The organism is Tannerella forsythia (assembly GCF_001006485.1).
Lineage (GTDB): Bacteria > Bacteroidota > Bacteroidia > Bacteroidales > Tannerellaceae > Tannerella > Tannerella forsythia.
In genome coordinates this window covers 157,852-182,619 of sequence record NZ_JUET01000076.1, presented here as the reverse complement: position 1 = coordinate 182,619, position 24,768 = coordinate 157,852, and the positions used below count along the sequence as shown (strand labels likewise).

The window sequence follows — 24,768 nt, the reverse complement described above, 5'->3', positions numbered from 1 at the left end:
AGGTTCGCAAAGGGGGGCGGACGTCGGGCCCGCCCCTTTCCTTCACAGCCTGTGGTTATCGAATCACAACCTTTGTTGTCTGTTGTCCTACGCGCACGACATACAAGCCCGTGGGCAGATGTTCGACGGGAGTCGTACCCGTGGATGCCTTGAACTTTTTCAGCAGGAGGCCGGAGAAACTGAACACTTCGACATCGATCGGTTGTTCGGTCGAGAGATACAGTATGCCGTCGGCCGCCCATACGCGAGAGTTCGAGTCATCGACAATCAGTTCGTTAGCATTGCCTTCGCCGCCTTTCTTGACGGTGATGTTGCAGGTTGCTTTCTGGCCGCCACTCAGGGTGACGGTGATCGTTGCATCGCCCACGGCTTTGGCTTTCACCACGCCGTCCTTGTCCACCTCGGCCACGCTCAGGTTATTCGAGCTGAAGCTCTTCGTCATGGGCGAATCCCACGGCTGCGTCGTTGCTTGGAGCTCGAGGCTCTCGCCCGGCTCTAACGTGAAGACGTTCGGAGTCAGCTGCACGGAGGTGCCCTCGACCTTGATGACGCAGTAGTCCGTCCAGCCGCCATCGTCGGCCGTAGCCCGAATCAGTGCAGTGCCGCCGGGCAGGTGAGCCGTCACGACGCCATCGCTGTTGACGCTCGCCACCCGCGGATCGCTCGACGACCAGCGGAAGCCTTTATCCGCAGCCGTTACCGGCAGCACGCGTGCCGTGAGCATGGTCGTAGCCTTCTCCTTCAGTATGCACTTCTTCTGATCCACGACGATGCCCGTGGCCTTGCGCTCGGCAGCCTCAGCCTTGGGCCTTACCGTGATGCGAGCTTGCCCGTACGCGCCGCTGCCATCGTCGGCCGTGGCGGTGATCGTCGTCGTGCCTGCTTTCAGGGCCTTCACGTGTCCGCCGGCGGCGATGGTGGCTACCGTCGGGTCGCTGCTTGTCCAGGTCAGCTCCTTATCGTCCGCTTCGGCGGGCTGCACGTCTTCGGTGTAGTCCATCTCTTCGCCTTCATACAGCGTCAAGTCGGCCGGCATGATGCGCACTTCGGTGACGAGCCGCTGCGTCATCGCTCCCTCATAGACGTTCACTCCGATCGTCTTCTTCTTCGTGCCGCCGGCCTTGTCGTTGGCCGTGGCCGTAATCTCAGCTTTACCGACGGCGAGGGCTGTGACTTCGCCCGTTGTAGGGTTTACCAAAGCGATGTCCGGAAGGTTGGACGACCACGTGACACTCTTGTCGGCTACATTTTCAGGTAGCACGGTGGCCGTGAGGCGTGCCGAAGCGCTTACTTGCAGGTCGAGCACACCGGGCGCGATGTCTACAGATGCGGGGTGTGGGATGACGACGGACGGCTTCGTCTTGGCTTTAAGCACCCAGGGATAGTCGGTGTGCTTGCCTGTCTTGTCATAGACGGTGACGCAGACGTCATACTCGGTGCCGGGCGTCAGTCCGGTCAGGGTGTGCGTCAGCTTGTTCGTGCCTAAAGGCTTTGCCGGCCAAACCGCTTCGGCCGACTTCTTGACGAAGACCTCATAGAACAGCTCGGGCACGGGGGTGACATCGTCAACGGCGGCTGACCACGAGAGCTTCAGCGCGTTCTCCGCGGGCGTGACGGAGACTTGCTTTAAGCCACTGCCTGACCGCAAGGTGGGCTGCTTGAAGGTCGCGCCAAACGCTCCAGACTCGGAGACGGAAGGCGGATAGAGGTCGGGGGGAGCAGGCGTCTTGGTCGTGACGGTTACAAAGAGTGGCTTGCTCCTATTGCCTCTTTCATCGAGAGCGTAAACCCAATACTTATGCGTCGATCCCGGTTCGAGGTCTGTAAACGTATAGGTGCGCCCTTCCGGATTGGCATATCCCCGCTTATTGACCATGATCGTGTATCTCATCTTCTCATTCTTCGTTTCATTGTCCTTACCCTGCGGCCAGGAGAGGGTGATGGACGTTTCAGTCACTTCGTCCACCGTCACTTGGGCGCCTTCATCAAATGTGGGTCGAATCTCATCACGCTTTTTCTCGGTACGGAACTCCGCATAATTGGTCTGATCCGTTGACCGGCCTTCCTCATTGACGACTGTGGCAAACATCCGATAATATGTATCAGGAACCAGTCCCGTCACGGTGTATTCCGTCTTACCGACGACTTCTCCTAAGAATATCCACCTCAGCTCCCACACGTTCTTTTCGAAGACCTTATACCGGAGCTCCGACTTCGGTTTCCAGCCGGCTTGGGCGGGCTTCCATTCCAGTGTGACCGCGCGATCCCTCTTACTAACGACGCTGATGCGCTTGTCTTTAAACTTCGGCTGTTCGAAGTATGTCACCGATGGAGTCTTAACGACAGCGTGACGGTAGAAAGCTTCAGCACCGTTCGCGTTGACGACTCTTACCCTCATGAGATATTCGGTGTTTTCCATAAGTCCGCCGATGATATACTTCGTCATCCCTGCTTTTTCTTCACTACGGTATCCCATGCTCCAGTAGCTCTCCGACGCTTTCATCCACTGCACCTGATACTTCAGGGGCTTCACCGTCGTTCCATCGGTAGCGGGCTCCCATTGCAGCTTGATGCCGTAGGGGCTGATGGCTTTGGGATAACCCGCTACGTATTTACCTGCCGTGGGGGCAGAGAAGGTGCTGACGGTTTTATAGGGGTAAAATTTTCTGTTCCCTGTTTTGTCTGATACAATGACTAACACTTCATACTTCGCATCCGGATCGACGTTCGTAATCATATAGGATGTGATGTTTTCGTAGATATTGCTTTCATACCATGTATTACCCGGTTTTTTCCTCCATGTAACCAAGTACCTCAAGTCTTTTTGTTGGGTCGCGTTGTCTTCGCCGGGCCACCATTTCACTTCGATCACTCCATTGCCTATGTACTTGGGATAGTCTTCTTTGTATTTCCCTGCCGTGGGATGATCTTTATCGGGGATGGGATCGGGCATCATGATCTCAGTTGAATAGAATTTGCCGCTCTTGCTGCCCACTATTTTACAGCGGAAGGGTATTGGAAAGCCTTTCGTAGCCCCGACCTTGGTCTTAAACCCAAACTCCGGCGTGCGTGTACCGCTATACACGGCGTTGTCTTCAAGGTGATACCATGTATTGTCCTGCGGAAAGCCCGACTGCCAGTGGTAGGTGAACGTCTCACCCGGCTGGGCATTGAGGATGTCTAATTTCACTTTCCATACCTCACCGGCATAGACCGACGAGCCGATATGTACGATGTAGGCTCTGGCTTTCCCGCCACTCTCCGAAGGGATAACATCGGGCATCATGATTTCATTCGAATAGAATTTGCCGCTCTTGCTACCCACTATTTTACAGCGGAACGGTAATGCCCAGCCTTTCGTAGCTCCTACTTTGGTCTTAAACCCAAACTCCGAGGTGTGTGTACCGCTATACACGGCGTTGTCTTCAAGGTGATGCCATTTGTTGTCACTCGAGAAGCCCGACTGCCAGTGGTAGGTGAACGTCTCACCCGGCTGGGCATCGAGGATGTCAATTTTCACTTTCCACACCTCACCGGCATGGACTGATGGATCAACGTGTACGAAATAGGCTTGGGGTTTTGGTCTCTTGGCTTTCTTGGCCCACGCGTCGGTTGTGAAGCCCATCAGCCCTGTCAGGGTGAGGGCGATACATAGTATATATCGTTTCATCTCTATCTGATTTTAATGGTTAGGAATTGATTGAAATGTATCCGTAGCCCAGTTACTTGACGCTAATCAGTGCTTCGGCTTTGAGGTCGCCCGCGGTGACGGTCAGTGTGACCCCACCGGGTTTAAGGGCATCGATCCAGCAGCTGCCACCCTCGGCACGTAAGATCTTCACCACCGAGGGGCCATCCGTGACGCTCCATTGGAGTGTGGGCAGCGGGACGCCTTCGGGCTCTGCCTGTAGGCGGAACTGGCAGCGGTCGCCAGCGTTGAGCACAATGCTTCCCGGCATGATTTCGATGTCTCCCAAGTCGTCCGGCTCGAGTGGTTCTGGCTTAGGGTCGGGCTTCGGCTCCTCGGCCTTGGACACGGTAACGGTGCACGAGGCTGATACTTTGCCGACGGTGAAGTGGAGGGTCGTTGTGCCTGCGGCTACCGCTTCGACGGTAGCGGACAATCCGTTGGGTGTAACGTTGGCCGTACGCTCGTCGTCGATGCTCCACTTCAGCGAGCCCTGATTGTAATTGTCGGGCCGCACGGTAGCGTCGACGGAGGCCTGTTCACCGACTTTGAGGGTCAGTCGTGCGGGACTCAGCGTGGCGCTTTCAGGCCATACCTCGGTCTGCGCCTTGGTGACGGTGATGACGCAGCTGGCGTTAGCATTGCCGATGGTGAAGTGGAGCGTGGTGGTGCCTACGGCGAGGCCTTTGACGGTGGCCGTGAGTCCGCTGCCGGTGACGGAGGCGATGTTCTGGTTTTCCACGCTCCATTGCGGTGTGCCTTGATTGTAGTTGGCAGGCAGCACGGCGGCCTCTATGGAGGCCTCTTCACCCTCCCTGAGGGTAATCCGGGCGGGGCTCAGCGTGACGCTTTGGGGCCACACCTCGGTCTGCGCCTCGGTGACAGTGACGGCGCACTCGGCGGTGACAACATAAGAACCGGATATAAGTCTGAGGATTTGTATCTTTGTTGTTCCGGGGGCTACGGCCGTGACGGTGAACGATGCCGTCCCGACGCCATCGGGCGGATTAACAGTCGCAATACTCCTATTCAGACTCTTGATTCCGTAACCGGTGGTTAGCGTATCAGGCTTTATGGTGAGGGTGGCTGTCTCGCCGACCTTAAGGTTCATCGTTGTGGGAGAGATGCCAATTCCTGCATAGGCTCCTCTCACGAAGATCATTGCAAAGATCGCAATGAACATTGTTGAATAAAATGCTTTTTTTCCCATGATAATTTGAATTAAAATGTGAATATAATATATTTAATTAATTGTTATTCAGCGTTCGGTTCTCATCAGTCAGCCATCAGCTCTGCATTCTCCCTTTTAAAGGGGGGCAGGGGGGATATTCATATTGGCGTTATGACAGGCGAACACAGAGGTCCGCCCCTACATTGACTACTCTTCTCGTAATTCGTAATTCTCCTTCCCTTTCATTCAGAGTGTCAGCGATGAATATTCTTTATATCCCTCCGGCAAGTGTGCCGGAGGGGGGGGCAGTCCACACAAGGCGAGACTGTCTTTACTTGATCAGCACCTTCGCGATCTGCTCACCGATGCGTACCAGATATACACCCGGAGCTAACGGCAGAACATGGTCGCCGGCAGGGGCATCCATCGTGCGGACGAGTGCGCCGCTTACATCATATAGATGTACCATCTGCGGTGCGAGCAGCGTGAGGTGCAGTGCGCCATCGACTGCGTAGACGCGCAGGCCGTCGATCGTTTCGTTGCCGACGGTGGAGATGACTTCCACCTGACAGGAGGCTGTCTTGCCGCTGCCGTCCATCGCTTGGGCCGTGATCTCAGCCTTGCCTTTCTTATGGATGCGTACCGTGACGGCGCTGCCTTCGACCGTGCCCGACTTCAGCATCGAGGACAGCGAGACGGCCTCTACGGTGGCCACGCTTTCGTTGCTGCTCGACCATTGCAACGCCGGGTTGGTGGCGTTGGCGGGCAGCACGGTGGCCTCTAACCGGAACGACTCGCGGTCGCCGTCGATCGTGACCTTCGGCTGATCCAGCATCACGGAGCTGACTTGTACGGTGGGTTTGGGTTCCTTCTCCAGGGGCTTGACCTCCTTCACGCTATAGAATGTAACATTGTCGGCTTCGTCCCACACTTTTACCGATATATCATACGTCATATCGGAATAGGGGAGGTCGGTGATGGTATACTCCGTTTCGTCGGTTAAGATCGGACTAGACTTCACCAGCTTCTTAAATAAACCGCACCTCACCTGATACCGCAGCTTCTCTTGCTTCGTGACGTTGTCTGTGGCCTTGTTCCATTTCACTACGATCTCGGTCGGTGAGATGGCTTTGGGATAGCCGTCCACGTAACCGCCCGGCTTGGGCTTCTCGGTGTCGGCGGCAGGCGGGGTCTTGACTATAGGATCGCCGTATCCGTCACTGTTATTGGCTTCGTCCCACACCGTTATCTGTATTCTATACTCCGTTTCGGGTTCGATGCCAGTGATAGTATATTCCGTTTGGTTGGTTAATTCCGGACTGGTTTTTACCTCCTTCCCATCAGAATGCCTGATACATTTCACCCGATACCGCAGCTTCTCCTGCGCAGTGACGTTGTCCTTGGCGGGGGTCCATTTCACTTCGATCGCGGTCGGTGAAATGGCTTTGGGATAGCCTAATACGAAATGGCCCGGCTTGGGCGTCTCGGTGTCGGCGGCAGGGGTCTCTCCCTTCTGCGTCACCTTGAGCGTCACATTGCCCGCAGTGGTCTTGAAGGTGATGGTGGCGCTGCGTTCGGGGCCGGTGTTCGCTAAGGCGAGGACCAAAAGTCTTAGGCGATCCTTATAGCCGGTGACGCCCCCGCTGTATGTTAGCCAACGCGGCGCATCGAGACCTTTGAATTTGAACGGCTTGTTACATCTGATTATCACAATTTTACCGTTCGCCTTCGCTTCCATGGTTAGCTCCTTGGGGGTGATGGTGAGCTCGCCGGGCAGCTCGGGATCGGCTATAGTGCTCACTTTGCGCACGCCATACGATCCGCCGCCAGTTCCATAGATGGCTTCAGAGATGACCTCTACCTCGTACATCGTGTTATAAGACCCGTTGATAGTGAAATTCAAATCGGTAGTCGTTTTCTCTTTCCACGTGCTGTAGCCGCTCTCTCTCCACCTTACGCGGTAACGGAACTGTAACGACATGGTGCCTTGACTTCCGGTGGTTTTTGTCCATGCCAACTTGATCGTGTTGTTATCGGCCTCCACCCGGGTGTAGTGCCCCAAGGTATAATCGGCCTGTGCGTGTTCTGCGAATCCCATCAGCCCAAGGAGTAGGGCGATGAGAAGAATTGGGTAATGATGTCTTGTTTTCATAATGCTAAATGGTTTAAATTAGTTAGTAAATATTTATTTATTTTATTTATATAATTGTTATTCAGTATTCAGCGGTCAGATTAACCACAAGTTCCACAAGTTTTATTTGCGGTTATTTGCGCCGTTTGCGTTTGGAACACAGTCTTTTGTCATTCAGAGCGTGAGCGGAGAATCTTCTTCTGTTACTTTTGGCTTGACCCAAAAGTAACCAAAAGGTCAAGGCTTCGTGCGCTTCACACGCCTTCGCGACGCTTGCAGGTCGGAAAATCAGGTAACTCGCTTCGCTTCGTTCCACATTGGGCTGAAGTAACGTGTCCTTTCAAGGCTTTTACAGCCGTCAGCGGTTAGTTCAACCAATCCTCTACTTCACAGGGTGCCGCTCCGGGTCGCTGCCGACAACCATGACATACTTCTGTCCGTTGGCGCTCTTCTGGAGATAGCAATGGGTGAGCACCGTCTTGCCGCCCGATTTGGTAATGAGATCGGCCTTGATGGTGTACTTGATGGTTTTGTAAGGCCAAACTTTTTCCTTGACTTCCTGCCAGTTATTACTGTGATAGATCACCTCGACGAACTCGTCGCCTCGGTGCCCGGCCAGTTCGCGTCCGGCGGCATCGCCCTTGGTTTTGAGTTCGCCCGAAACATTCACACCCTTGGGCATCGCCACAGCCGGAACATTACCCGCACGCACGGCGCCCATTATCTTGCCCACCACTCCGTCGGCCGTCCAGCGCGTGTAGAGCATCGTGGCCTTGCGTGCCTTGGGATCGGAGGCTTCCTTCTTGTCCCAGTCCTTGTGCTGGACAAGAATTTGGGTGTAGAGTTCCGTGCCCATCAGATAGTACTTGGCGCGGATCAAAGGGTATTTCTGACATATCTCATCGTTCTTCTCCACATTTTCGAAGCAGTCGATGACGCGGTCGGCAATGAGGTCGAAGTCTACCACATTGAGGGCCATGTTGAACATGATACGTTCGCGCTTGAAGCGTAGTTTTTCGTATTCCATTGCCGGCAGCACGATGCCGAGGTTGGCATCGAGTATGCCCTTGTCGTCATTGCAGGTCTCGGGTTTGATTTCCACGCCCGACTTCATGATCGGACTGAGGATTACCAGCAACTCGGCGAGTTTCTGCACAGCAATGTCGCTATTGGGGTCGGCGAAGAAGGCTGCCGCGAAAGGATAACGGAAGATATCGTCGTGGTAGATGCCCATCTTCTCGCCTGCCGGAGTAACGAATTCGGCTCCGTTCTTATCGTCGTGGATGAAAGGCGGGAAGTAAACGTAGTCGCCCGGTCTCTGGCTAAGCACCGCCTCTATCATTTTGTTGAGTACATTGTGCCCGATGAGGAGATTATCACCCAGCCCATACATTTTCGGATACTTGTAGTAGGGCTGTAGGGGGAAGTACTTCGGGTCGAGATGCTCGTAGGCTGCGTGTATCTGTGCAAAGGAACGAGTGGAGCGCTTCCACACGTCGTTGTTCGATGCGTCGGGATCGTTTTCGATGGCCTCTTTCGAAGGCTCGTAGTCTTTCTTGTAGAGTGAGATAAGCGTACTGCCGTCTTTATCGGAGACGCTTGAGTTGTTGTTCGAGGATTCGGACACGGGAAGTCCCGTCTTTTCCTCAGTCTTCTCCATCACCTTTTTTTCCGCCTTGTTCATCGCCTTGTCGGTCGTACGATCGACGGAGGTCTCGGCTTTGTTCTTCACTTTACGCTCGACGTTTCTCTTGGCATTTTTGAGAACGTTACCAAATTGCGCCTCGGCGGGTATACTGATTGCAAATACCAGCGCCACGGCTACTGACAATGTGATGATTCTGTTTTGTTTCATCCTTGTTGAATTTAAATCATTATTTTTGATCATAGTTTAAAATATATTAAAACAATTATTAAGTAAGTGCCCTTGTCGTAATTCCATTAAGGCGAAAGGCGTTATTATTGGGTCGTTTTTATTTATTCCGTTATTTTCTCTTTATAGCTGATGCTGAAGATATGCTCCTTGCTATCGCCAGCATTATTTTCCGACATTGTTCTTATCTTTCCATTGACGAGCAGAACCTCCACTTCCTTTGTTACCGGATTGACGTTGAGCTTCATCGTACCATTCGAGAATCGGGATGTATCACTTACTTCCTCTTGTCCACAGCAGAGCCGATAGCCGGAAATGTAGCCATTCGCTGTGGGGCGCCGGTTGTGAATCCCATCAGCCCTGCGATTAGAGCGAGGAGAAGGATTGGGTAATCATGTCTTGTTTTCATTTTCATAATGATAAATGTTTTAAATTAAAATTAGTCAGTAAATAATTTATTTAATTGTTATTCAGCGTTCAGTTGTCCGTGTTCAGCGGTCTGTTGCAGCAATCAGCTCTACACCTCAGCAATCATTCTATCAGGCAGAAGGTAAACAGGCTCACAATGCGTTTCCAAAGAGTGCGACAAGGCGACGTTTTCTCGGACGGCTGATGTTCCGTCTTTTCAGGTGGAGGATTCTCGGGATGAGGGTTGCCCTCCTGTTTCACCACTCCGCGGCGGTCAAGTTCATCATTGACAATCGTGCGTATCGTGTCGAACAGTTGAAAGCGGTCTTCAGAAAATTGCATGTTCCGCATCTGCTGTTTGCTGCGTCTATCTTCTACTTGTTCTTTCATATCGCTTGCACTTTTTATGCGTTTGATTTTTTGCAAAATTAAAGGCGGGTGGAACGAAACCAACTATCATAATCAGACAAAAACCTATTCATATCGGACATTCTGTATTTTTCAGACGTATCATTATTGGACATTTTATTGCTATAATCTATTGGTGTACAATAATTTATTAGTGATATTTTTGCAGATTTTAACAAATAAATATTTTGAGCCATTGGGAAAAGGTCGTGTCAACCATTCTCGGAGAAAATCAGGAGGGGCAGTGAATCGATCGTAGGAGGAGCATTCAATGTTTATGAAAATTTTATTCGGATTCTATTGGCGGTTATAGAACTTTTTACGATCTTTTCAATTTTCAAAAGGAACAATGAACCCCATTTCGATGAACTATCCTAAATCATCAATTATGCAACACGATTCCCATGACGAAAAAGTCGGTTTATATCCCATGCCTATGTGCAAGCATTGGAATATCTGTGGCGGTGGATTGACTTTAAGCGTGATATGGGCGCTTATTTCGATCTTTTCCATGCTTGTTTCGTGCGGCGACGGCCGCACGAAACGTCCGTCCGACCGCATCGCCCACAGCAGCCATGCCGGACATGCGGATTCCGCCGCGCGGGTTGACACTTCGGAACCCGGACACGAGATGAACCGGCTGTTGGATGATTTCGATCACCAACACGGCAAGCGTCGCATGGCCGCCGCCCAACCCATCTTCGACCTGCTCTATCGCGAAGAGATGACCGACAGCCTGCTCCACGCCACGCCCGGCATGCCCGCAGATAGCCTCGAGATGCTCGTATGGTACTGGGCCGGTGAATATTTCTATGAAGTACAGGATTATAACGAGGGACTGCGCTGTGCCACACGTGCCTTGCCACTTACTTATCGAGCCGGTGACCTGATGCTGCAAAGCGACTGCGAACGGTTAGTGGGGTTGTTTCACTTCCGCATGTCGGATTATGCGCAGGCCATCAAGTACGCGCAAAAGAGCCTTGAAAGCAGTCGCAGGCATGGCGATTTGAGCCGCACCAGCAGCTCGCTCAATACGCTGGCGGGCATCTGCCTCGTGGCCAAACAGCTCGACGACGGTGAACGGTACATCTTAGAGGCCATCCGATACAGCACCGCAGCGGGCGACTCAAACCGCATGGCCATCCAATACGGCATGGCCTCGGAAATTTATCATGTCATGGGGAAGGCGCAGCAGGCGTTAGACTATGCTCGTCGGGCCTGCGAGATCGACGAGGCGCGGGGCAACACGGCCAAGGTGGGCATACGCCTCTCGCAGATGGCCACGGCACAGATGGATCTCGGGCTGGACGCCGAAGCGGAGCGCTCCCTCCTACACGCCATCCCCATCTTAGACGAGGTCGGCAACGAGTTGTCGCTCTCCATCTGCCGCAACCAGATGGGTGAGCTGCTCAACCGCCGCGGGGCACACGACGAAGCCGCTCACTACTTCAGACAGGCAGTCGACAAGTTTGCCGCACGCAAAGACATGTACAACGAAAGCCGCTCGCGCATAGGACTCTACGAGGCCTTAAAAGGCAATAACCCCACCGAGGCCAGCCGTCACCTCCTGCGCTATGCCGAGCTGAAAGACTCTATCTATCGCCACGACATGGAGCAGAACGTGAGCCACTACAACGTGAGGTATAAGACGGAAGAGCTGGCTCTGCAACAGGCTCGCGAGCGCACGGAAAAACGCGTCATCCTGATCGCTGGCATCGCCCTCGTCGCCGTGCTACTGCTCGTCATGGCCGTCATCATCTACATGGGTCGGGTACGCCGCCGAAATCACCGACTCCTCAAACAGGTCAGCCAGCTGCGCGAAGATTTTTTTACGAACATCACCCACGAATTCCGCACACCGCTCACGGTCATCCTCGGGCTCAGCCACGAGTTGCAAACACCGATTGACGATCCGGAGGAGACCGCAGACAAGGCCCGTACCATCGAGCGGCAAGGCAATAATCTGCTGACCCTCATCAACCAGCTCTTAGACATCTCCAAGATCAAGTCGGCCGTGGGCAACACCGACTGGCGCACGGGCGACATCACAGCTTATCTCTCTATGATCATAGAGAGCTATCGCGACTATGCCCTCAGCCGCAACATCAACCTGCAATTCTTCTCGAAAGGCGAGGTGGAGATGGACTTTGTGCCTGATTATGTGATCAAGATGATGAACAACCTGCTTTCTAACGCCTTCAAGTTCACGCCGGCCTATGGCAAGGTGAACGTGCTCACGTGGCGCGAGGGTGACCTGCTGTTTATCGATGTCTCGGATACAGGCCGGGGTATCGGGCGAGAGGAGTTCTCGAACATCTTCAAACCCTTCTATCAGGCCGGGAGTGAGGCGTGCAACATCGGCACGGGAGTGGGTCTGGCACTCGTTAAGCAAATCGTGGATGCCGTGGAAGGACGGATCACGGTGGAGAGCACGCTCGGCCGGGGCACCACCTTCCATATCAGCATGCCTATCCGCCATCGTGGCCTACAGCCGATCACTACCGCTACGGAACCGAACTGGCCGTTGCTTCCCGAAGTCACGCCCGATCCTCAAGACAGCGACAGCGAAGACAATGCCTGCCACCTGCTTATCATCGAAGATAATGCCGACGTGGCCGCCTACATCGGCTCACAATTTGCCGACCGCTACACCCTCTCTTACGCCACCGACGGCGGCGCAGGGTTGGAGAAAGCCCTCACACTTGTCCCCGACCTGATCATCACCGACCTGATGATGCCGGGCATGGACGGCTTGGAAGTATGCCGACAGATTCGCGGCAATGAGATTGTAAACCATATCCCCATTATCGTAGTCACGGCCAAGATTACGGAAAAGGAGCGGATCGAGGGCATAGAAGCCGGAGCGGATGCCTATCTTGCCAAGCCGTTCAACAGCGACGAACTGCGCACGAGGGTGGAGAAGTTGTTAGAAGGACGCCGACTCCTGCAGGAAAAGTTCGCAAAAATATCGATGGAAATCAAAGAGAATGAGAAGCAGGACCTCGATATGCCTCAAGAAGCGGATTTACGCTTCCTCGCCAAAGTGTCGGATTTCATTTACAGGCAACTCAGCCGGAACCAAGCCACCGATGTATTAACCGTCGCCTCAACCATGTGCATGAGTCCCCGGCAGTTCTACCGCAAGATCAACGCCTTGACAGGCTATGCGCCATCAGTCTATATCCAGCGACTCAAAATCAGAAAAGCTCGCAACCTGTTAGACAAGGATCCTACGATCCGTTTTATGGAAGTGGCAGACTTATGCGGCTTTGATGCCTATCCCAATTTCGTGCGGGCATTTAAGAATGTGTGTGGCGTAACCCCCACAGAGTACAGACGACGGGAGGACTGATCGCCCGAAATGTGGAGCTGGAGAGATTCGAACTCTCGTCCAAACGAGGAACTAATTTGCTTTCTACATGCTTATCTTCGCCTTCATTTTCGTGCTGCGGCAAGACCGAAGCCACCCACCGCAACCTTATTCCCTGAATTTTCACTTGCCGTACGGGACATCCGTCAAGCTATCTCCGACATTTCTGCACCACCGGTTCGGATTGCCTCGAAGCCACGGCTTCCGGGTGATGTCTCGTCCAAACACCTTGTGTAAGGATTAAGCTTCAATCTACTGTGCTTCGATTAAGCAGCGAGAGCGTAGTTATTTTCGCCAGTTAAAATTGGATCAACCGAGATTAAAGTGCCGGCCAACGACGCACTGCATGCTTACAAACCACTTCTGCCCGCTGTCAAAACCGGTCAGCCCCTTCTATAAAAAGTAAATGATTTGAAAATCACCTCTATGATTTAACCATATCCGACACTTCGGATCGTTTAGCAAATGCAAAGGTACATCATTTTCTCCGAAAAAGAAAAACCGCGTCCGAGATTTATCTTCTTTTCCATATTTAATCTCAGCTTTTTTATCTATGTTTGCACATAAAAACAAACTTATTCAAAAATACAATTGCAGATGAAGAATTTTTTCATGTTTCCACTTACTTTGACCATGACAGTGACCTCTTACGCTCAAGTAGCGTTTCGCCCCCCGGTGACTCTTCAAAAACCCGTAAAAGATACGTTGCATAACGTGGTGATCACCGATCCGTTCCGCTGGCTCGAAGATAAGGAAGATCCTAAAGTCGTTGCATGGACTAAAGCGCAGCACGATTACGGTATCGAATACCTCAAACAGACCCAGCAGGAGCATCCCGGACTGCGCGAAGCCATCGCCTCGTATATCGACATGGATTATGAAGGGCCCTTGAACAAGATTGGCAACCGCGTCTTCCAAAACGTTAAGAGAAAGGGAGACATGCAATCCAAAATCTATACCCTGATCAACGGGAAGAAAGTATTGATCTGGGACCCGGTCAAATTAGACCCGTCGGGAAAGACCTCGACCTCGGGTACGAGTTACACGTATGACGGCAACCGTGCGGCCATCAGTGTACAGAAGAGCGGCGCGGAGATTTCGACGACTTACATTATTGATACGCGAACGGGTAAGATACTGCACAAACCGATCGAAAACATCTTCGGATTTCAGTGGACAAAAGATCAGCAACATGCTTATTTCACGCTTCGTTCGAAAGAAGATATCGATGCGCAGCGTCCGCTTAAAACGTACCGATGGAAAGCAGGCGACCCGATAACAAAAGCACAGTTTATCGGCACAACCTCCGATGCACAGAACAATTATTTTATCTACGACAACCGTTACGGCGATGTAACATTCTTCGGCGAAGGCGATTTCTACTCCAACAAAGTGTATATGCGCAAGACGGGGACGAACGAGCCCGGACAGCTGATCTACGAAAGCAAAGAGTTCAACGCATATCCCGAAGCAATTGGCGATAAGCTCTATATCCTGACGAACGACAAAGCGCCGAATTTCCGTCTGATGACGGCCGATGTTTCAAATCCCGAATACAAAGACTGGAAAGTGCTGGTTCCCGAATCGGAAACGGTGATGCAAAGCTATGCCGTTATGAAAAACAACATCATCATACAGGATAAAAAAGACATTATGAGTCGTCTTACGCTCTACGATCTCGACGGAAAACGGTTGCGCGAAATCGAACTCCCCGAAGTGGGAAACGTCGGCGGGATGAGTTATAACCGGGAAGAAGACTCTCTTTACATCAGCTTGAATACGTTTACATCGACTCCGAAGACCTTCGTGGCTTCACCCTCCGACTTCAAATGGAGACTCTACTATCAGCGTGAACTGCCGATCGATATGAGCGGCATCGAAGGGAAAATCGTATTCTATCCCTCGAAAGACGGTACGAAGATTCCGGCATTTGTGATCCACAAAAAGGGTCTCGAACTGAATGGTAACAATCCGGTGCTGATTAACGGATACGGCGGCTTCAATTCGGGTATTGAGCCGGGATATCAAGGCTTCTATGCTCCGTTGCTGGAAAAAGGCATTGTGGTGGTACGTGCCGGTATCCGCGGAGGCGACGAATACGGCGAAGCGTGGCATCGGAACGGGATGCTGGGCAAAAAGCAAAATACATTCGACGATTTCAACAGTTGCGTAGAGTGGCTGATCAAGGAGAAATATACCAATCCGCAGAAAGTGGTTGCTATGGGCGGCAGTAACGGCGGGCTGTTGATGGGTGCCATCGCCACGCAGCGCCCCGATCTCTACAAGGCGATTGTTTGCCAAGTGCCGTTATTGGATATGCTTCGTTATCATAAGTTCCTGATCGCACGATACTGGATTCCGGAGTACGGATCGTCTGACGATCCCGAACAATTCGGATGGATTCTCCCCTACTCTCCTTATCATAACATCAAAGCGGGGGTAAGCCTCCCGACAATGCTTGTTACCACCGGTGCGAACGACAGTCGCGTTGATCCGCTGCATGCCAAAAAGTTCGTTGCGGCTGTGCAAAACAATCCCGGACAAGTCAACCCGGTTATCCTCCACATCGACTACGAAAGCGGACACGGAAGCGGTCAAAGTACGGAACAGAGTATTAAGAACTGGACCTTTACATTCGAGTTTATCATGAATCAGTTGGGACTCTAAACCAACAAAATCGATTCATGGTCTGTAAGGGCCGCAGGCAAAACGGATCAAGAACGATTTTGCTTGCGGCTTTTCTTTTTCTTGTGCAAAGAGCGCGTTCGCCTGCCGAAACCCGAGAAAGCAGTACAAAAATCGTATCTTTGCCGGCGGTTTATCCGTAACGTATGAATATTGCGATCGTATTTGTGGTCACCTTGGCGGTCAATCTTCTTTTGGGCCGGTATCGCATCAGATACCGCAAGATGAGTTTGATGTGGTGGATCATCATACACGCCTCTCTTCCGTTAGTCATACCTTTGCGTATCTGGCTCGATACGCCGGACATTACGATTCCGCTCTTCATCGCTCTGGCCGTTATCGGTCAAATTATCGGCTCGCGAATCCGGTGGGAAACGGATAAGAGGTAGTTGATTTCACTGCTTGGCTTTGAATTTCCTGAGCTGTACGTAAATCATCGCTATCGATACGAGAGCGGAGACCGTATCCGAGACAGGCATACTCATCCATATTCCCGCTATGCCGAAAAGTTTCGGCATGATCAGCAGGCAGGGAATTAAAACGATCACTTGTCGTATCAAGGATAAGAAGATGGCTTTCTTTGCCATACCGATACTCTGGAAAAAATGGGTTATCACCATCTGCGCCCCGATCAGCGGAAAAACCATGACGGAGATACGCATCCCGTAGACCGACAAGCGGATCAATTCTTCATCGGTCGTAAAGACGCGGGCAATCCATTCGGGTTTGAGTTGCGCCAGCAAAAACGCAAACGTTGTGACGAGGGTTGCAAAAAAGACCGTCAACCGAAAAGCTTTCTGCACACGGTTAATTTGACGCGCTCCGTAATTATATCCCACAATAGGCTGCATCCCCTGATTCAGCCCCATCACAATCATGAGAAACATAAATGCAAAACGATTGACGATGCCGTAGGCTCCGATAGCCAAATCGCCGCCGTATCGCTTCAGGCCGTTATTGATCAGAATCACAATCATACACGAAGCCAGATGCATCAGGAAAGGAGCCATACCGATAGCCAGTATGTCTTTGATGATGCCGATGCGTGGCTTGAGCATGCCTTTCCGAAAATGTAACAGACGTTTTTTGTCACTGAAAAGAATCAACAGCCACATCAGTGTTACACATTGTGAAAGTACGGTTGCGACGGCTGCTCCCTGAATGCCCCATCCGAAAACAAAGATAAAAAGCGGATCCAATGCCGTATTCAGCACCACAGTCGTTACCGTCATCATCATAGCCTGTATCGGGTGTCCTGACGAGCGCAGTACGCTGTTCAATCCCAGATAAAGATGCGTAATGATATTTCCGGAGAGAATAATCACGATGTAATCGCGAGCATATCCGATCGTCTGCTCGCCGGCGCCGAAAAAATACAGAATCGGATCGATAAAAATGAGCGATACAAGGGTAAACACTCCCCCGATGACGATATTCATGCACACTACATTCCCCAGCACCTGTTGTGCCGCACCGTAATTTTTTTGTCCCAGCCTGACGGAAACGATCGTGCTGGCGCCCACCCCCACCAAGGCTCCAAAAGCCGCAGCAATGTTCATGAACGGAAATGTGATGGCCAGTCCCGAAATGGCCATGGCTCCTACCCCCCGGCCGATAAAAATGCTGTCGACCATATTATATAGCGACACAGCCGTCATGGCAATAATCGCCGGAAGGGCATATTTTGTCAGTAACGAACCGACGGGTTCTGTTTCTAATGCAGAAAGAGGTTTTTGCACAGACATCTATTTTATTATTTTCACGTCAGGTCGCAAAAGTAATGAATTCGGTGTGCAAAACCTTGTCATCTCCGGTAAACATTTCTTTATAATTTATTTTTCAATCATTTGCAGATCATGATCCACAATCATAAATCGGGGCTTCGGTAAAATTTTCGTCTTGTAATATTTTGTCCGTAAAATCCGGAAAAATCTGGAAGAAGACGGTCGAAAGATAAATAAGTTGTGTATATTTGTCGGCAATTTGAAATAAAAAAAGAAAAAGATGAAACAATTTTTCAAAATGATGTTTGCTTCCACATTGGGCTTCTTCGTGGGGCTGATGTTGGCAGGAATGATCGCCATTGTTTTTATGATCGGCATGGTGGCCGGTCTGGGTTCAAATTCTCAGGCGGTTTATACACCCAAAGCGGAAAACAGTGTCTTTAAAATTGCATTTGAAGGAGATATTCGCGAGTCGGCGGAAGAAAATCCGTTTACTAATTTGTTAACGGGCAGGGAACCGGATTTGTCGTTGAGAGATTTATTGAAATCGATTCATCACGCCAAGGAACAGGAATCGGTCAGAGGGATTTATCTGGACATGGGAGTATTTTCCGGAGGGACAGCCAGCCTCGATGCCGTTCGCCGCGCGCTGATGGATTTTAAGGAAAGCGGGAAATTTATCGTCGCCTATGCCGATAACTACACTCAAGGAGGGTATTATCTGGCTTCGGTGGCTGATAAAATCTATCTTAACCCACAGGGAATTTTGGGACTGACCGGTCTATCTTCCCGGACGATGTTCTATAAAGGCCTGTTACAAAAGATCGGGGTAGAGATGATGGTTTTTAAGGTGGGCACGTACAAAGGAGCCGTCGAACCTTTTATCGCAGATAAATTGAGCGATGCGAATCGCGAACAGATTACCTCGTATCAAAACTCCATTTGGGGTAACATCACCAAAGGGATTGCAAAGTGCCGGAATATCACGGTAGAGGATGTAAACCGTTTTGCAGATGAAGGGGCGTTTTTTGCTTCTCCGGAGAAAGCGGTCGAGTATAAATTAATCGATGAGCTGAAGTACCGCAGCGAAGTGGAGAAATATTTGATCGAACAATCCGGTCAAACGGGCGACAAGCTGAAAACCGTCGGATTATCGAACATGAAGAATGTAAAGAAAACCGAGCGGGAATATCGTAACAAGATTGCGATCGTATATGCCGAAGGGGAGATCATGCAGCAGATTATTTCATCGCCTTACAGCGGTAATTTTCCCTGTATTTCGGAAAAGATCAATGACGACCTGAGGAAACTGGCCGATAACAAGGATGTGAAAGCGGTGGTGCTGCGCATCAATTCGCCGGGTGGCAGTGCTTATACGTCCGAACAGATCTGGAAGCAGGTGTATGAATTGAAAAAGAAAAAACCGGTGGTCGTTTCTATGGGAAGCGTGGCTGCTTCGGGAGGATATTATATTGCGAGCGGTGCGAGCAAGATCATTGCCGAGCCGAATACGCTGACAGGCTCGATCGGAATTTTCGGGATGTTTCCCAATACAGCCGGACTGTTTAATAAGCTGGCGTTAACGACCGATATAGTCAAGACCAACAGATACGCAGACTTTGGCGACCCCGCCCGCCCGATGACGGACGATGAAAAAGCGTTGATACAAGGTTATATCGAGCGTGGATATGATACGTTTCTGACGCGATGTGCCGAAGGGCGGGGCGTGAGCAAAGCCGATATCGACAGCATCGGGCAAGGGCGTGTGTGGACCGGAGAGCAGGCGCTTAAAATCGGCTTGGTCGACGAGTTGGGCGGTATTGAACGCGCTGTCGAGCTGGCGGGTGAATTAGCCGAGATATACAATTATAATATAATGGAAGTATCGACCGATCACGACTTTTTGAAGGAGCTTTTGGAGAAACAGATCGAAATTGTGAAGCAATCCGTCGTGAAAGACATGCTGGGCGACGAATACGAGCATTTCAGAACATTACGGAAAGTCAAAGCAACATACGGTATTCAGGCACGTATACCTTATGATCTGAAACCGTTGTAGGAAAAGAGCGAAGCGAAAATGGCAAAATCAAATCGCCTGCATTATATCGGGTTTCCTGTTGCACTGGTCTATGGGATAGTGGTATGGATACGTAACCTCTTCTTCCATATCAATTTGTTGCCTTCGCAGCAATATGCGATTCCGGTCATTTGTATCGGTAACTTATCGATGGGAGGAGCGGGAAAGACACCGATGGTCGAGTACCTGATACGTCTGTTGTCGAAAAAATACCGGGTGGCTGTGCTCAGTCGCGGGTATAAGCGCCGGACATCGGGGTATGTCTTGGCCGGCAACCATTGTACCGGTCAGGAGGTAGGCGATGAAGCCTGCCAGATAAAACGTAAATATCCTTCGATTATCGTGGCCGTCGACAAAAGTCGTCGCCGGGGGATGAAGCATTTGTTGGCCATGACCGAAAGCGAACGACCACAGGTCGTCCTGCTCGATGACGCCTTTCAGCATCGATATGTGCAACCGTCGTTATCGATTTTGGTCACGGATTATAATCACTTGTTTTACAAAGACAAATTATTTCCGGTGGGCATGCTGCGCGAACCGGCAAGCAGTGTCTACCGGGCTGATTTTGTTGTGGTCAGTAAATGTGATCCGACATTAAAACCTATCGATTGCCGGATCGTGGAAGACGATATGCACCTGCAATCCCATCAACAGGTGTTTTTTTCCGGCATCTCGTATTTGCGAATGGAAGGGGTCTGGCCGGAAGAATGTGGCCCGCGAGCCTTAAGCAGTCTTCGAAAAGACGATGAAGTGCTTCTGCTCACAGGCGTTGCCAATCCGTCGCCACTCATCGAAGAAATGAAGAAACACTCGCAGAACGTAAATGTAATGTCATTCGGCGATCATCATGACTTCAAGAAAAAGGATGTCAAAAAAATAAGCGCCTCATTCGTAAAAATGAATTCCGAAGCACTTATCGTATGTACGGAGAAAGACGCCGTGCGCATTCGGAACAATCCGTATTTCCCGCTCGAATGGCATTCGCACATGTATTATGTACCGATTGAGGTCTCTTTCCTGTTCGACAAGGGGAATTTATTCGACGAACCGATCTTGAAGCATATCTCCACGATGGAAAGCAGTCGTGTTTTAAGACAATAAAAAAGCGCATAATCATGCAACGAACGGAAATCGCCACATTGGGAGAATTCGGTCTGATCCGCCATCTGACAAACGCTGTCACGCTAAGGAACAAGAGCACACTGAAAGGTGTGGGCGACGATGCGGCCGTACTTGACTACCGAGACAAGCAGACGCTCATCACGACCGATTTGTTGCTGGAAGGTGTACATTTCGACCTTACTTATACTCCTTTGAAGCATTTAGGTTATAAAGCGGCCGTGGTGAATTTTTCCGATATTTATGCGATGAACGGACAGCCGAAACAAATGACCGTGTCGGTCGGCATATCCAAGCGCTTTGCGGTAGAAGACCTGGAAGAGTTATATGCCGGTATCATGCTTGCCTGCGACGTGTATGGCGTCGATCTGGTAGGAGGAGACACCTCCTCGTCATTGACCGGACTGGCATTAAGTCTTACTTGTATCGGCGAAGGAGAAGTGGGAAAAATCGTTTATCGCGACGGAGCAAAAGAGACCGATCTGATATGTGTCTCGGGCGATTTGGGGGCTGCCTATATGGGGTTGCAGTTGCTCGAACGCGAAAAAAACGTGTTCCAAGGTGAAAAAGATTTTCAACCCGATTTCAGTGGAAAGGAATATATCCTTGAGCGGCAACTCAAGCCGGAAGCGCGCAAAGACGTGATCGCGATATTGGCCGAAGCAGGCATCGTCCCCACTGCCATGATGGATATTTCCGACGGGCTATCGTCCGAGCTGCTTCACATCGCATCGCAAAGCGGAGTGGGATGCCGCATTTACGAAGACCGTATTCCAATCGATTATCAAACGGCAGTCATGGCTGAAGAATTTAATATGAATCTTGTTACGGCGGCATTGAACGGTGGCGAAGATTACGAATTGGTCTTCACCGTGCCGTTGTCTTACCATGATCAGGTGCAGGCTTTGAAAGGAATTAAAATCATCGGACATATTACGAAGGCCGCATTCGGAAATTGTCTTGTCGGGCGCGACGGCGGTGAGGTTGCGTTAAAAGCTCAGGGATGGCAGTCGTTTACCGAAGAGCGTCCGTGATTTTTTTTTTTTGCATGCCTTAAAGACGACTTCCTGCAACTTGTTTCCGACACCGGAACCTCAACACTCCATGATTGTTTGACTTCATGAAAGCAGATAAAAGGTTTTTCATCTGCAATAAACATGTTTCTCTGTTGATAACTTCATTCCAAAGACCATTGTACATTAGGCGCTAATCTTTATCTTTGCAGCGTAAAAGATATCAAAAATCAACAGCAATGGCAGAAAATACACCTTTGGAAGAAAATAAAAAAAGCCTGAATTTCATCGAACAAATCATCGAAAAAGACTTGTCCGAAAGAAAAAACAATGGACGGGTTCAAACGCGTTTTCCGCCCGAACCGAACGGTTACCTGCATATCGGACATGCCAAAGCCATCTGCCTTGATTTTGGCATCGCCGAAAAATATCGGGGCGTGTGCAACCTGCGCTTTGACGATACGAACCCCACGAAAGAAGATGTAGAGTACGTCGATTCGATTCAGGAAGATATCCGCTGGCTGGGCTTTCGGTGGGAAAACATCTTTTATGCTTCGGATTACTTTCAACAACTCTTCGACTTTGCTGTTTCACTGATTCAAAAAGGGAAAGCATACGTCGACGAGCAAAGTGCGGAGGCCATTGCCGCACAAAAAGGAACACCGACGCAGGCCGGTACGGACAGTCCTTATCGTAATCGTCCGACAGAAGAAAGTTTAGATATTTTTCTCCGCATGAATCGCGGAGATTTTGAGGAAGGTGCTATGACCTTACGGGCCAAGATCGATATGGCTTCGCCCAATATGCACTTCCGCGATCCCATCATCTATCGAATCATTAAGACGCCCCATCACCGGACAGGAAGAACATGGAATGTCTATCCGATGTACGACTTCGCCCACGGACAAAGCGACTATTTTGAAGGGGTAACCCATTCGCTCTGTACGCTCGAATTTGAAGTACACCGGCCGCTATACGATTATTTTATCGACTTGCTGATCGACAGTGAATGCGGAAAAGACGGCGATTACCGTCCGCGACAAACGGAGTTCAATCGTCTGAACCTGACTTATACCGTGATGAGCAAGCGCAAACTGCTTCAGTTGGTAAAAGAAAAGTTAGTAAACGGCTGGGATGACCCGCGCATGCCGACGATCTGCGGCTACCGTCGCCGAGGTTTCACTCCCTCCTCCATTCGCCGTTTCATCCATCTGATCGGTTATACGAAATACGACGGCATCATTGACGTAGCGTTGCTCGAACATGCTGTACGCGAAGACCTGAACGCTACGGCACGGCGTGTTGCCGCAGTACTCCGCCCCGTCAAGCTGATCATCACCAACTATCCCGAAGGACAGGTGGAGATGATGACTTCGGTCAACAATCCGGAGAACCCCGCAGACGGAACTCATGAGATTGCTTTCTCGCGCGAACTGTATATCGAGCGGGATGATTTTATGGAAGAAGCGCACAGAAAATACTATCGTCTGACCCCGGGGCAGGAAGTACGTCTGCGGTGTGCATACATCGTGAAATGTACGGGATGTAAGAAGAATGCGGACGGCGAAGTGGAAGAAGTTTACGCCGAATACGATCCGAAGACGAAAACCGGAATGCCCGACAGCAACAGAAAAGTAAAAGGTACGATACACTGGGTATCTGCCGCCCGTGCGTTACCTGCCGAGGTGCGTCTTTACGACCGTCTGTTTAACGTAGAAAATCCGGCCGAAGAAAAAGAAAAAGATTTTCATGAACTGCTCAATCCCGATTCGTTGCAAGTGTTGACCCACTGTTTCGTAGAGGAAGAGTTGGCACAGGCCAAACCTTATGATCACTTTCAGTTTCAGCGCATCGGATACTTCAATCTCGATCCGGACAGTCGTGATGGCAAACTGATCTTCAATCGCACGGTGTCGTTGAAAGATACATGGAGCAAAAAAGTAAACAGCTGATAAAAAAGACAATCTATCCATACTCATTTTTGGGGACGCATGACCTTATTGGAACGATATAAAGAGATGCACGAAAAAGGCACGGAAGCTTATTTCGATGCAGACGAAATCATTCAACTACTTGAATATTTCGAGGATGAGAATGATTTTGACGAATTTATTCGGGCGCTTGAGCTGGGATTAAAGCTGCATCCTGAAAATATTGGCATCAAAATCAAAGAATGTAAGGCTTATATTTATCGGGAAAAATATGCCGAAGCGTTGGAACGCATAAAAAGTATCGGTGATGATGACGATCCTGAACTTTTGCTGCTCAAAATGCAGTGTCTGTACGTCATGGATCTCCATCACGAGGCAGATGCACTCCTTGAGCAACATCCCGTAGATGAAGAGTTAAGAATGATCTACGAAGACCTTACTCCTCTCCTGAGTGAGGTCGGTAAAAATGAGGAGGCCTCCCGACTTGTCAAACATGCGATTCAGCTCTTCCCTGACAGTATCGTCCTTAAAGAGGAGCTTTGTTATCATGAAGAAATGACGGGGAATTTGCAACAAGCCCTGCAAATATGCAGGGAGTTGATCGATATAAACCCCTACAATGCAGATTATTGGTATATACAGGGACGCTTACTCTCCAATCTCGGACAATATGAAGAAGCCATCCATTCTTTCGATTTTGCACTTACTTGCAACGAAGATGATGTAGAAGTCAGATTATTACGCGCTTATTGCCTCTTCATGAATGAAAATTACGAGAAAGCAATCGAAGCCTACTTGGATTTGCTCTCGGACAAAAAAGATATCACCGACCATATCGAACCGATCCTGGCGGAATGCTACCTGAAAGCAGACGATTTCAAACGCGCCTATACTTTATTTAATAAGTTGCTTGGAAAGTCGGAAATACTCTCGCAAGTAGCACGGTATAAAACCAATCACCACATTTCCTCGCAAATGGATCAAAGGAGCGATAAGGTGGCTGAGTATATCTATAAAATGTTTTTTGCCGCCCAAAAAATGCAGGAAAACGAACAGCCTCCGGACACTTATTTTCTGCATGCACAAGATATACGTCTGCAAAAGCCTTTCCTTTTGCCTCCCGACGAATTGTCGGCGGAATTCGTAAAGAACAAACATCATCTGAATTAA

Annotated in this window: 16 protein-coding genes and 1 other RNA gene; 8 read left to right on the top strand and 9 right to left on the bottom strand. The window is 50.4% G+C overall.

Annotation, left to right across the window (positions count from 1 at the left end; translation table 11 throughout):
* Window positions 1-55: 55 nt before the first annotated feature.
* From Tanf_RS07230 to Tanf_RS07210, 7 genes are all read right to left on the bottom strand, one after another.
* Window positions 56-3,670 (bottom strand): Ig-like domain-containing protein, encoded by a 3,615-nt coding sequence (locus tag Tanf_RS07230; protein WP_046825388.1) that lies wholly within the window; start codon window positions 3,668-3,670, stop codon window positions 56-58.
* Between the two features lie 52 nt (window positions 3,671-3,722).
* Window positions 3,723-4,898 (bottom strand): Ig-like domain-containing protein, encoded by a 1,176-nt coding sequence (locus Tanf_RS07225; RefSeq protein ID WP_046825387.1) that lies wholly within the window; start codon window positions 4,896-4,898, stop codon window positions 3,723-3,725.
* Window positions 4,899-5,190: 292 nt separating this feature from the next.
* Window positions 5,191-6,597: a fibronectin type III domain-containing protein gene (locus Tanf_RS15525; protein ID WP_306766690.1), complete on the bottom strand. Its 1,407-nt coding sequence runs from the start codon at window positions 6,595-6,597 to the stop codon at window positions 5,191-5,193.
* 775 nt (window positions 6,598-7,372) lie between these two features.
* Window positions 7,373-8,845 (bottom strand): hypothetical protein, encoded by a 1,473-nt coding sequence (locus Tanf_RS07215; protein WP_046472695.1) that lies wholly within the window; start codon window positions 8,843-8,845, stop codon window positions 7,373-7,375.
* Between the two features lie 122 nt (window positions 8,846-8,967).
* Window positions 8,968-9,111, bottom strand: coding sequence for a hypothetical protein (locus Tanf_RS15090; RefSeq protein ID WP_161794948.1), 144 nt, complete (start codon window positions 9,109-9,111; stop codon window positions 8,968-8,970).
* Between the two features lie 29 nt (window positions 9,112-9,140).
* Complete coding sequence (locus Tanf_RS15085) at window positions 9,141-9,278, bottom strand: hypothetical protein (protein WP_161794947.1); 138 nt, start codon at window positions 9,276-9,278, stop codon at window positions 9,141-9,143.
* Between the two features lie 116 nt (window positions 9,279-9,394).
* The gene (locus Tanf_RS07210) at window positions 9,395-9,661 is read right to left on the bottom strand and encodes a hypothetical protein (RefSeq protein ID WP_014225972.1); all 267 of its coding nucleotides are present in this window, start codon (window positions 9,659-9,661) and stop codon (window positions 9,395-9,397) included.
* A 406-nt stretch (window positions 9,662-10,067) separates the two neighbouring features.
* Between Tanf_RS07210 and Tanf_RS07205 the strand changes: the two genes are divergently transcribed.
* Window positions 10,068-13,031 (top strand): response regulator, encoded by a 2,964-nt coding sequence (locus tag Tanf_RS07205; RefSeq protein ID WP_236684400.1) that lies wholly within the window; start codon window positions 10,068-10,070, stop codon window positions 13,029-13,031.
* A 9-nt stretch (window positions 13,032-13,040) separates the two neighbouring features.
* On the opposite strand, the gene ssrA is transcribed toward Tanf_RS07205, so the two are convergent.
* Window positions 13,041-13,440: a transfer-messenger RNA gene (gene ssrA / locus Tanf_RS14275) on the bottom strand.
* 206 nt (window positions 13,441-13,646) lie between these two features.
* On the opposite strand from ssrA, the gene Tanf_RS07200 reads away from it, so the two are divergent.
* The gene (locus Tanf_RS07200; protein WP_140230634.1) at window positions 13,647-15,716 is read left to right on the top strand and encodes a prolyl oligopeptidase family serine peptidase; all 2,070 of its coding nucleotides are present in this window, start codon (window positions 13,647-13,649) and stop codon (window positions 15,714-15,716) included.
* 164 nt (window positions 15,717-15,880) lie between these two features.
* Window positions 15,881-16,123 carry a hypothetical protein gene (locus Tanf_RS07195; RefSeq protein WP_046825385.1) on the top strand — a complete coding sequence of 81 codons (243 nt, stop codon included), beginning with the start codon at window positions 15,881-15,883 and terminating at the stop codon, window positions 16,121-16,123.
* A gap of 6 nt (window positions 16,124-16,129) precedes the next feature.
* Here Tanf_RS07195 and Tanf_RS07190 read toward each other — a convergent pair whose 3' ends face one another.
* Entirely contained in the window at window positions 16,130-17,479 is a 1,350-nt protein-coding gene (locus Tanf_RS07190) for an MATE family efflux transporter (RefSeq protein ID WP_046825384.1), read from the bottom strand.
* A gap of 259 nt (window positions 17,480-17,738) precedes the next feature.
* Between Tanf_RS07190 and sppA the strand changes: the two genes are divergently transcribed.
* From sppA to Tanf_RS07165, 5 genes are all read left to right on the top strand, one after another.
* Window positions 17,739-19,517 carry a signal peptide peptidase SppA gene (gene sppA / locus Tanf_RS07185; protein ID WP_046825383.1) on the top strand — a complete coding sequence of 593 codons (1,779 nt, stop codon included), beginning with the start codon at window positions 17,739-17,741 and terminating at the stop codon, window positions 19,515-19,517.
* Window positions 19,518-19,535: 18 nt separating this feature from the next.
* The gene (lpxK, locus tag Tanf_RS07180) at window positions 19,536-20,636 is read left to right on the top strand and encodes a tetraacyldisaccharide 4'-kinase (RefSeq protein WP_014225961.1); all 1,101 of its coding nucleotides are present in this window, start codon (window positions 19,536-19,538) and stop codon (window positions 20,634-20,636) included.
* An 11-nt stretch (window positions 20,637-20,647) separates the two neighbouring features.
* Window positions 20,648-21,688, top strand: a complete 1,041-nt coding sequence (thiL, locus tag Tanf_RS07175) for a thiamine-phosphate kinase (protein WP_087879740.1) — start codon at window positions 20,648-20,650, stop codon at window positions 21,686-21,688.
* 218 nt (window positions 21,689-21,906) lie between these two features.
* Entirely contained in the window at window positions 21,907-23,619 is a 1,713-nt protein-coding gene (locus Tanf_RS07170) for a glutamine--tRNA ligase/YqeY domain fusion protein (protein ID WP_046825381.1), read from the top strand.
* A gap of 66 nt (window positions 23,620-23,685) precedes the next feature.
* Entirely contained in the window at window positions 23,686-24,768 is a 1,083-nt protein-coding gene (locus Tanf_RS07165; protein ID WP_157755320.1) for a tetratricopeptide repeat protein, read from the top strand.

Bases quoted from the DNA above. Each gene is read 5' to 3' on its own strand.
- Tanf_RS07230 (WP_046825388.1), bottom strand. From the start codon at position 3,670: ATGAAACGATATATACTATGTATCGCCCTCACCCTGACAGGGCTGATG.
- sppA (WP_046825383.1), top strand. From the start codon at position 17,739: ATGAAACAATTTTTCAAAATGATGTTTGCTTCCACATTGGGCTTCTTC.
- Tanf_RS15085 (WP_161794947.1), bottom strand. From the start codon at position 9,278: ATGAAAATGAAAACAAGACATGATTACCCAATCCTTCTCCTCGCTCTA.
- Tanf_RS07205 (WP_236684400.1), top strand. From the start codon at position 10,068: ATGCAACACGATTCCCATGACGAAAAAGTCGGTTTATATCCCATGCCT.
- Tanf_RS15090 (WP_161794948.1), bottom strand. From the start codon at position 9,111: ATGAAGCTCAACGTCAATCCGGTAACAAAGGAAGTGGAGGTTCTGCTC.
- Tanf_RS07215 (WP_046472695.1), bottom strand. From the start codon at position 8,845: ATGAAACAAAACAGAATCATCACATTGTCAGTAGCCGTGGCGCTGGTA.
- Tanf_RS07165 (WP_157755320.1), top strand. From the start codon at position 23,686: ATGCACGAAAAAGGCACGGAAGCTTATTTCGATGCAGACGAAATCATT.
- Tanf_RS07200 (WP_140230634.1), top strand. From the start codon at position 13,647: ATGAAGAATTTTTTCATGTTTCCACTTACTTTGACCATGACAGTGACC.
- Tanf_RS07210 (WP_014225972.1), bottom strand. From the start codon at position 9,661: ATGAAAGAACAAGTAGAAGATAGACGCAGCAAACAGCAGATGCGGAAC.
- Tanf_RS15525 (WP_306766690.1), bottom strand. From the start codon at position 6,597: ATGGAAGCGAAGGCGAACGGTAAAATTGTGATAATCAGATGTAACAAG.
- lpxK (WP_014225961.1), top strand. From the start codon at position 19,536: ATGGCAAAATCAAATCGCCTGCATTATATCGGGTTTCCTGTTGCACTG.
- Tanf_RS07225 (WP_046825387.1), bottom strand. From the start codon at position 4,898: ATGGGAAAAAAAGCATTTTATTCAACAATGTTCATTGCGATCTTTGCA.
- Tanf_RS07170 (WP_046825381.1), top strand. From the start codon at position 21,907: ATGGCAGAAAATACACCTTTGGAAGAAAATAAAAAAAGCCTGAATTTC.
- Tanf_RS07190 (WP_046825384.1), bottom strand. From the start codon at position 17,479: ATGTCTGTGCAAAAACCTCTTTCTGCATTAGAAACAGAACCCGTCGGT.
- Tanf_RS07195 (WP_046825385.1), top strand. From the start codon at position 15,881: ATGAATATTGCGATCGTATTTGTGGTCACCTTGGCGGTCAATCTTCTT.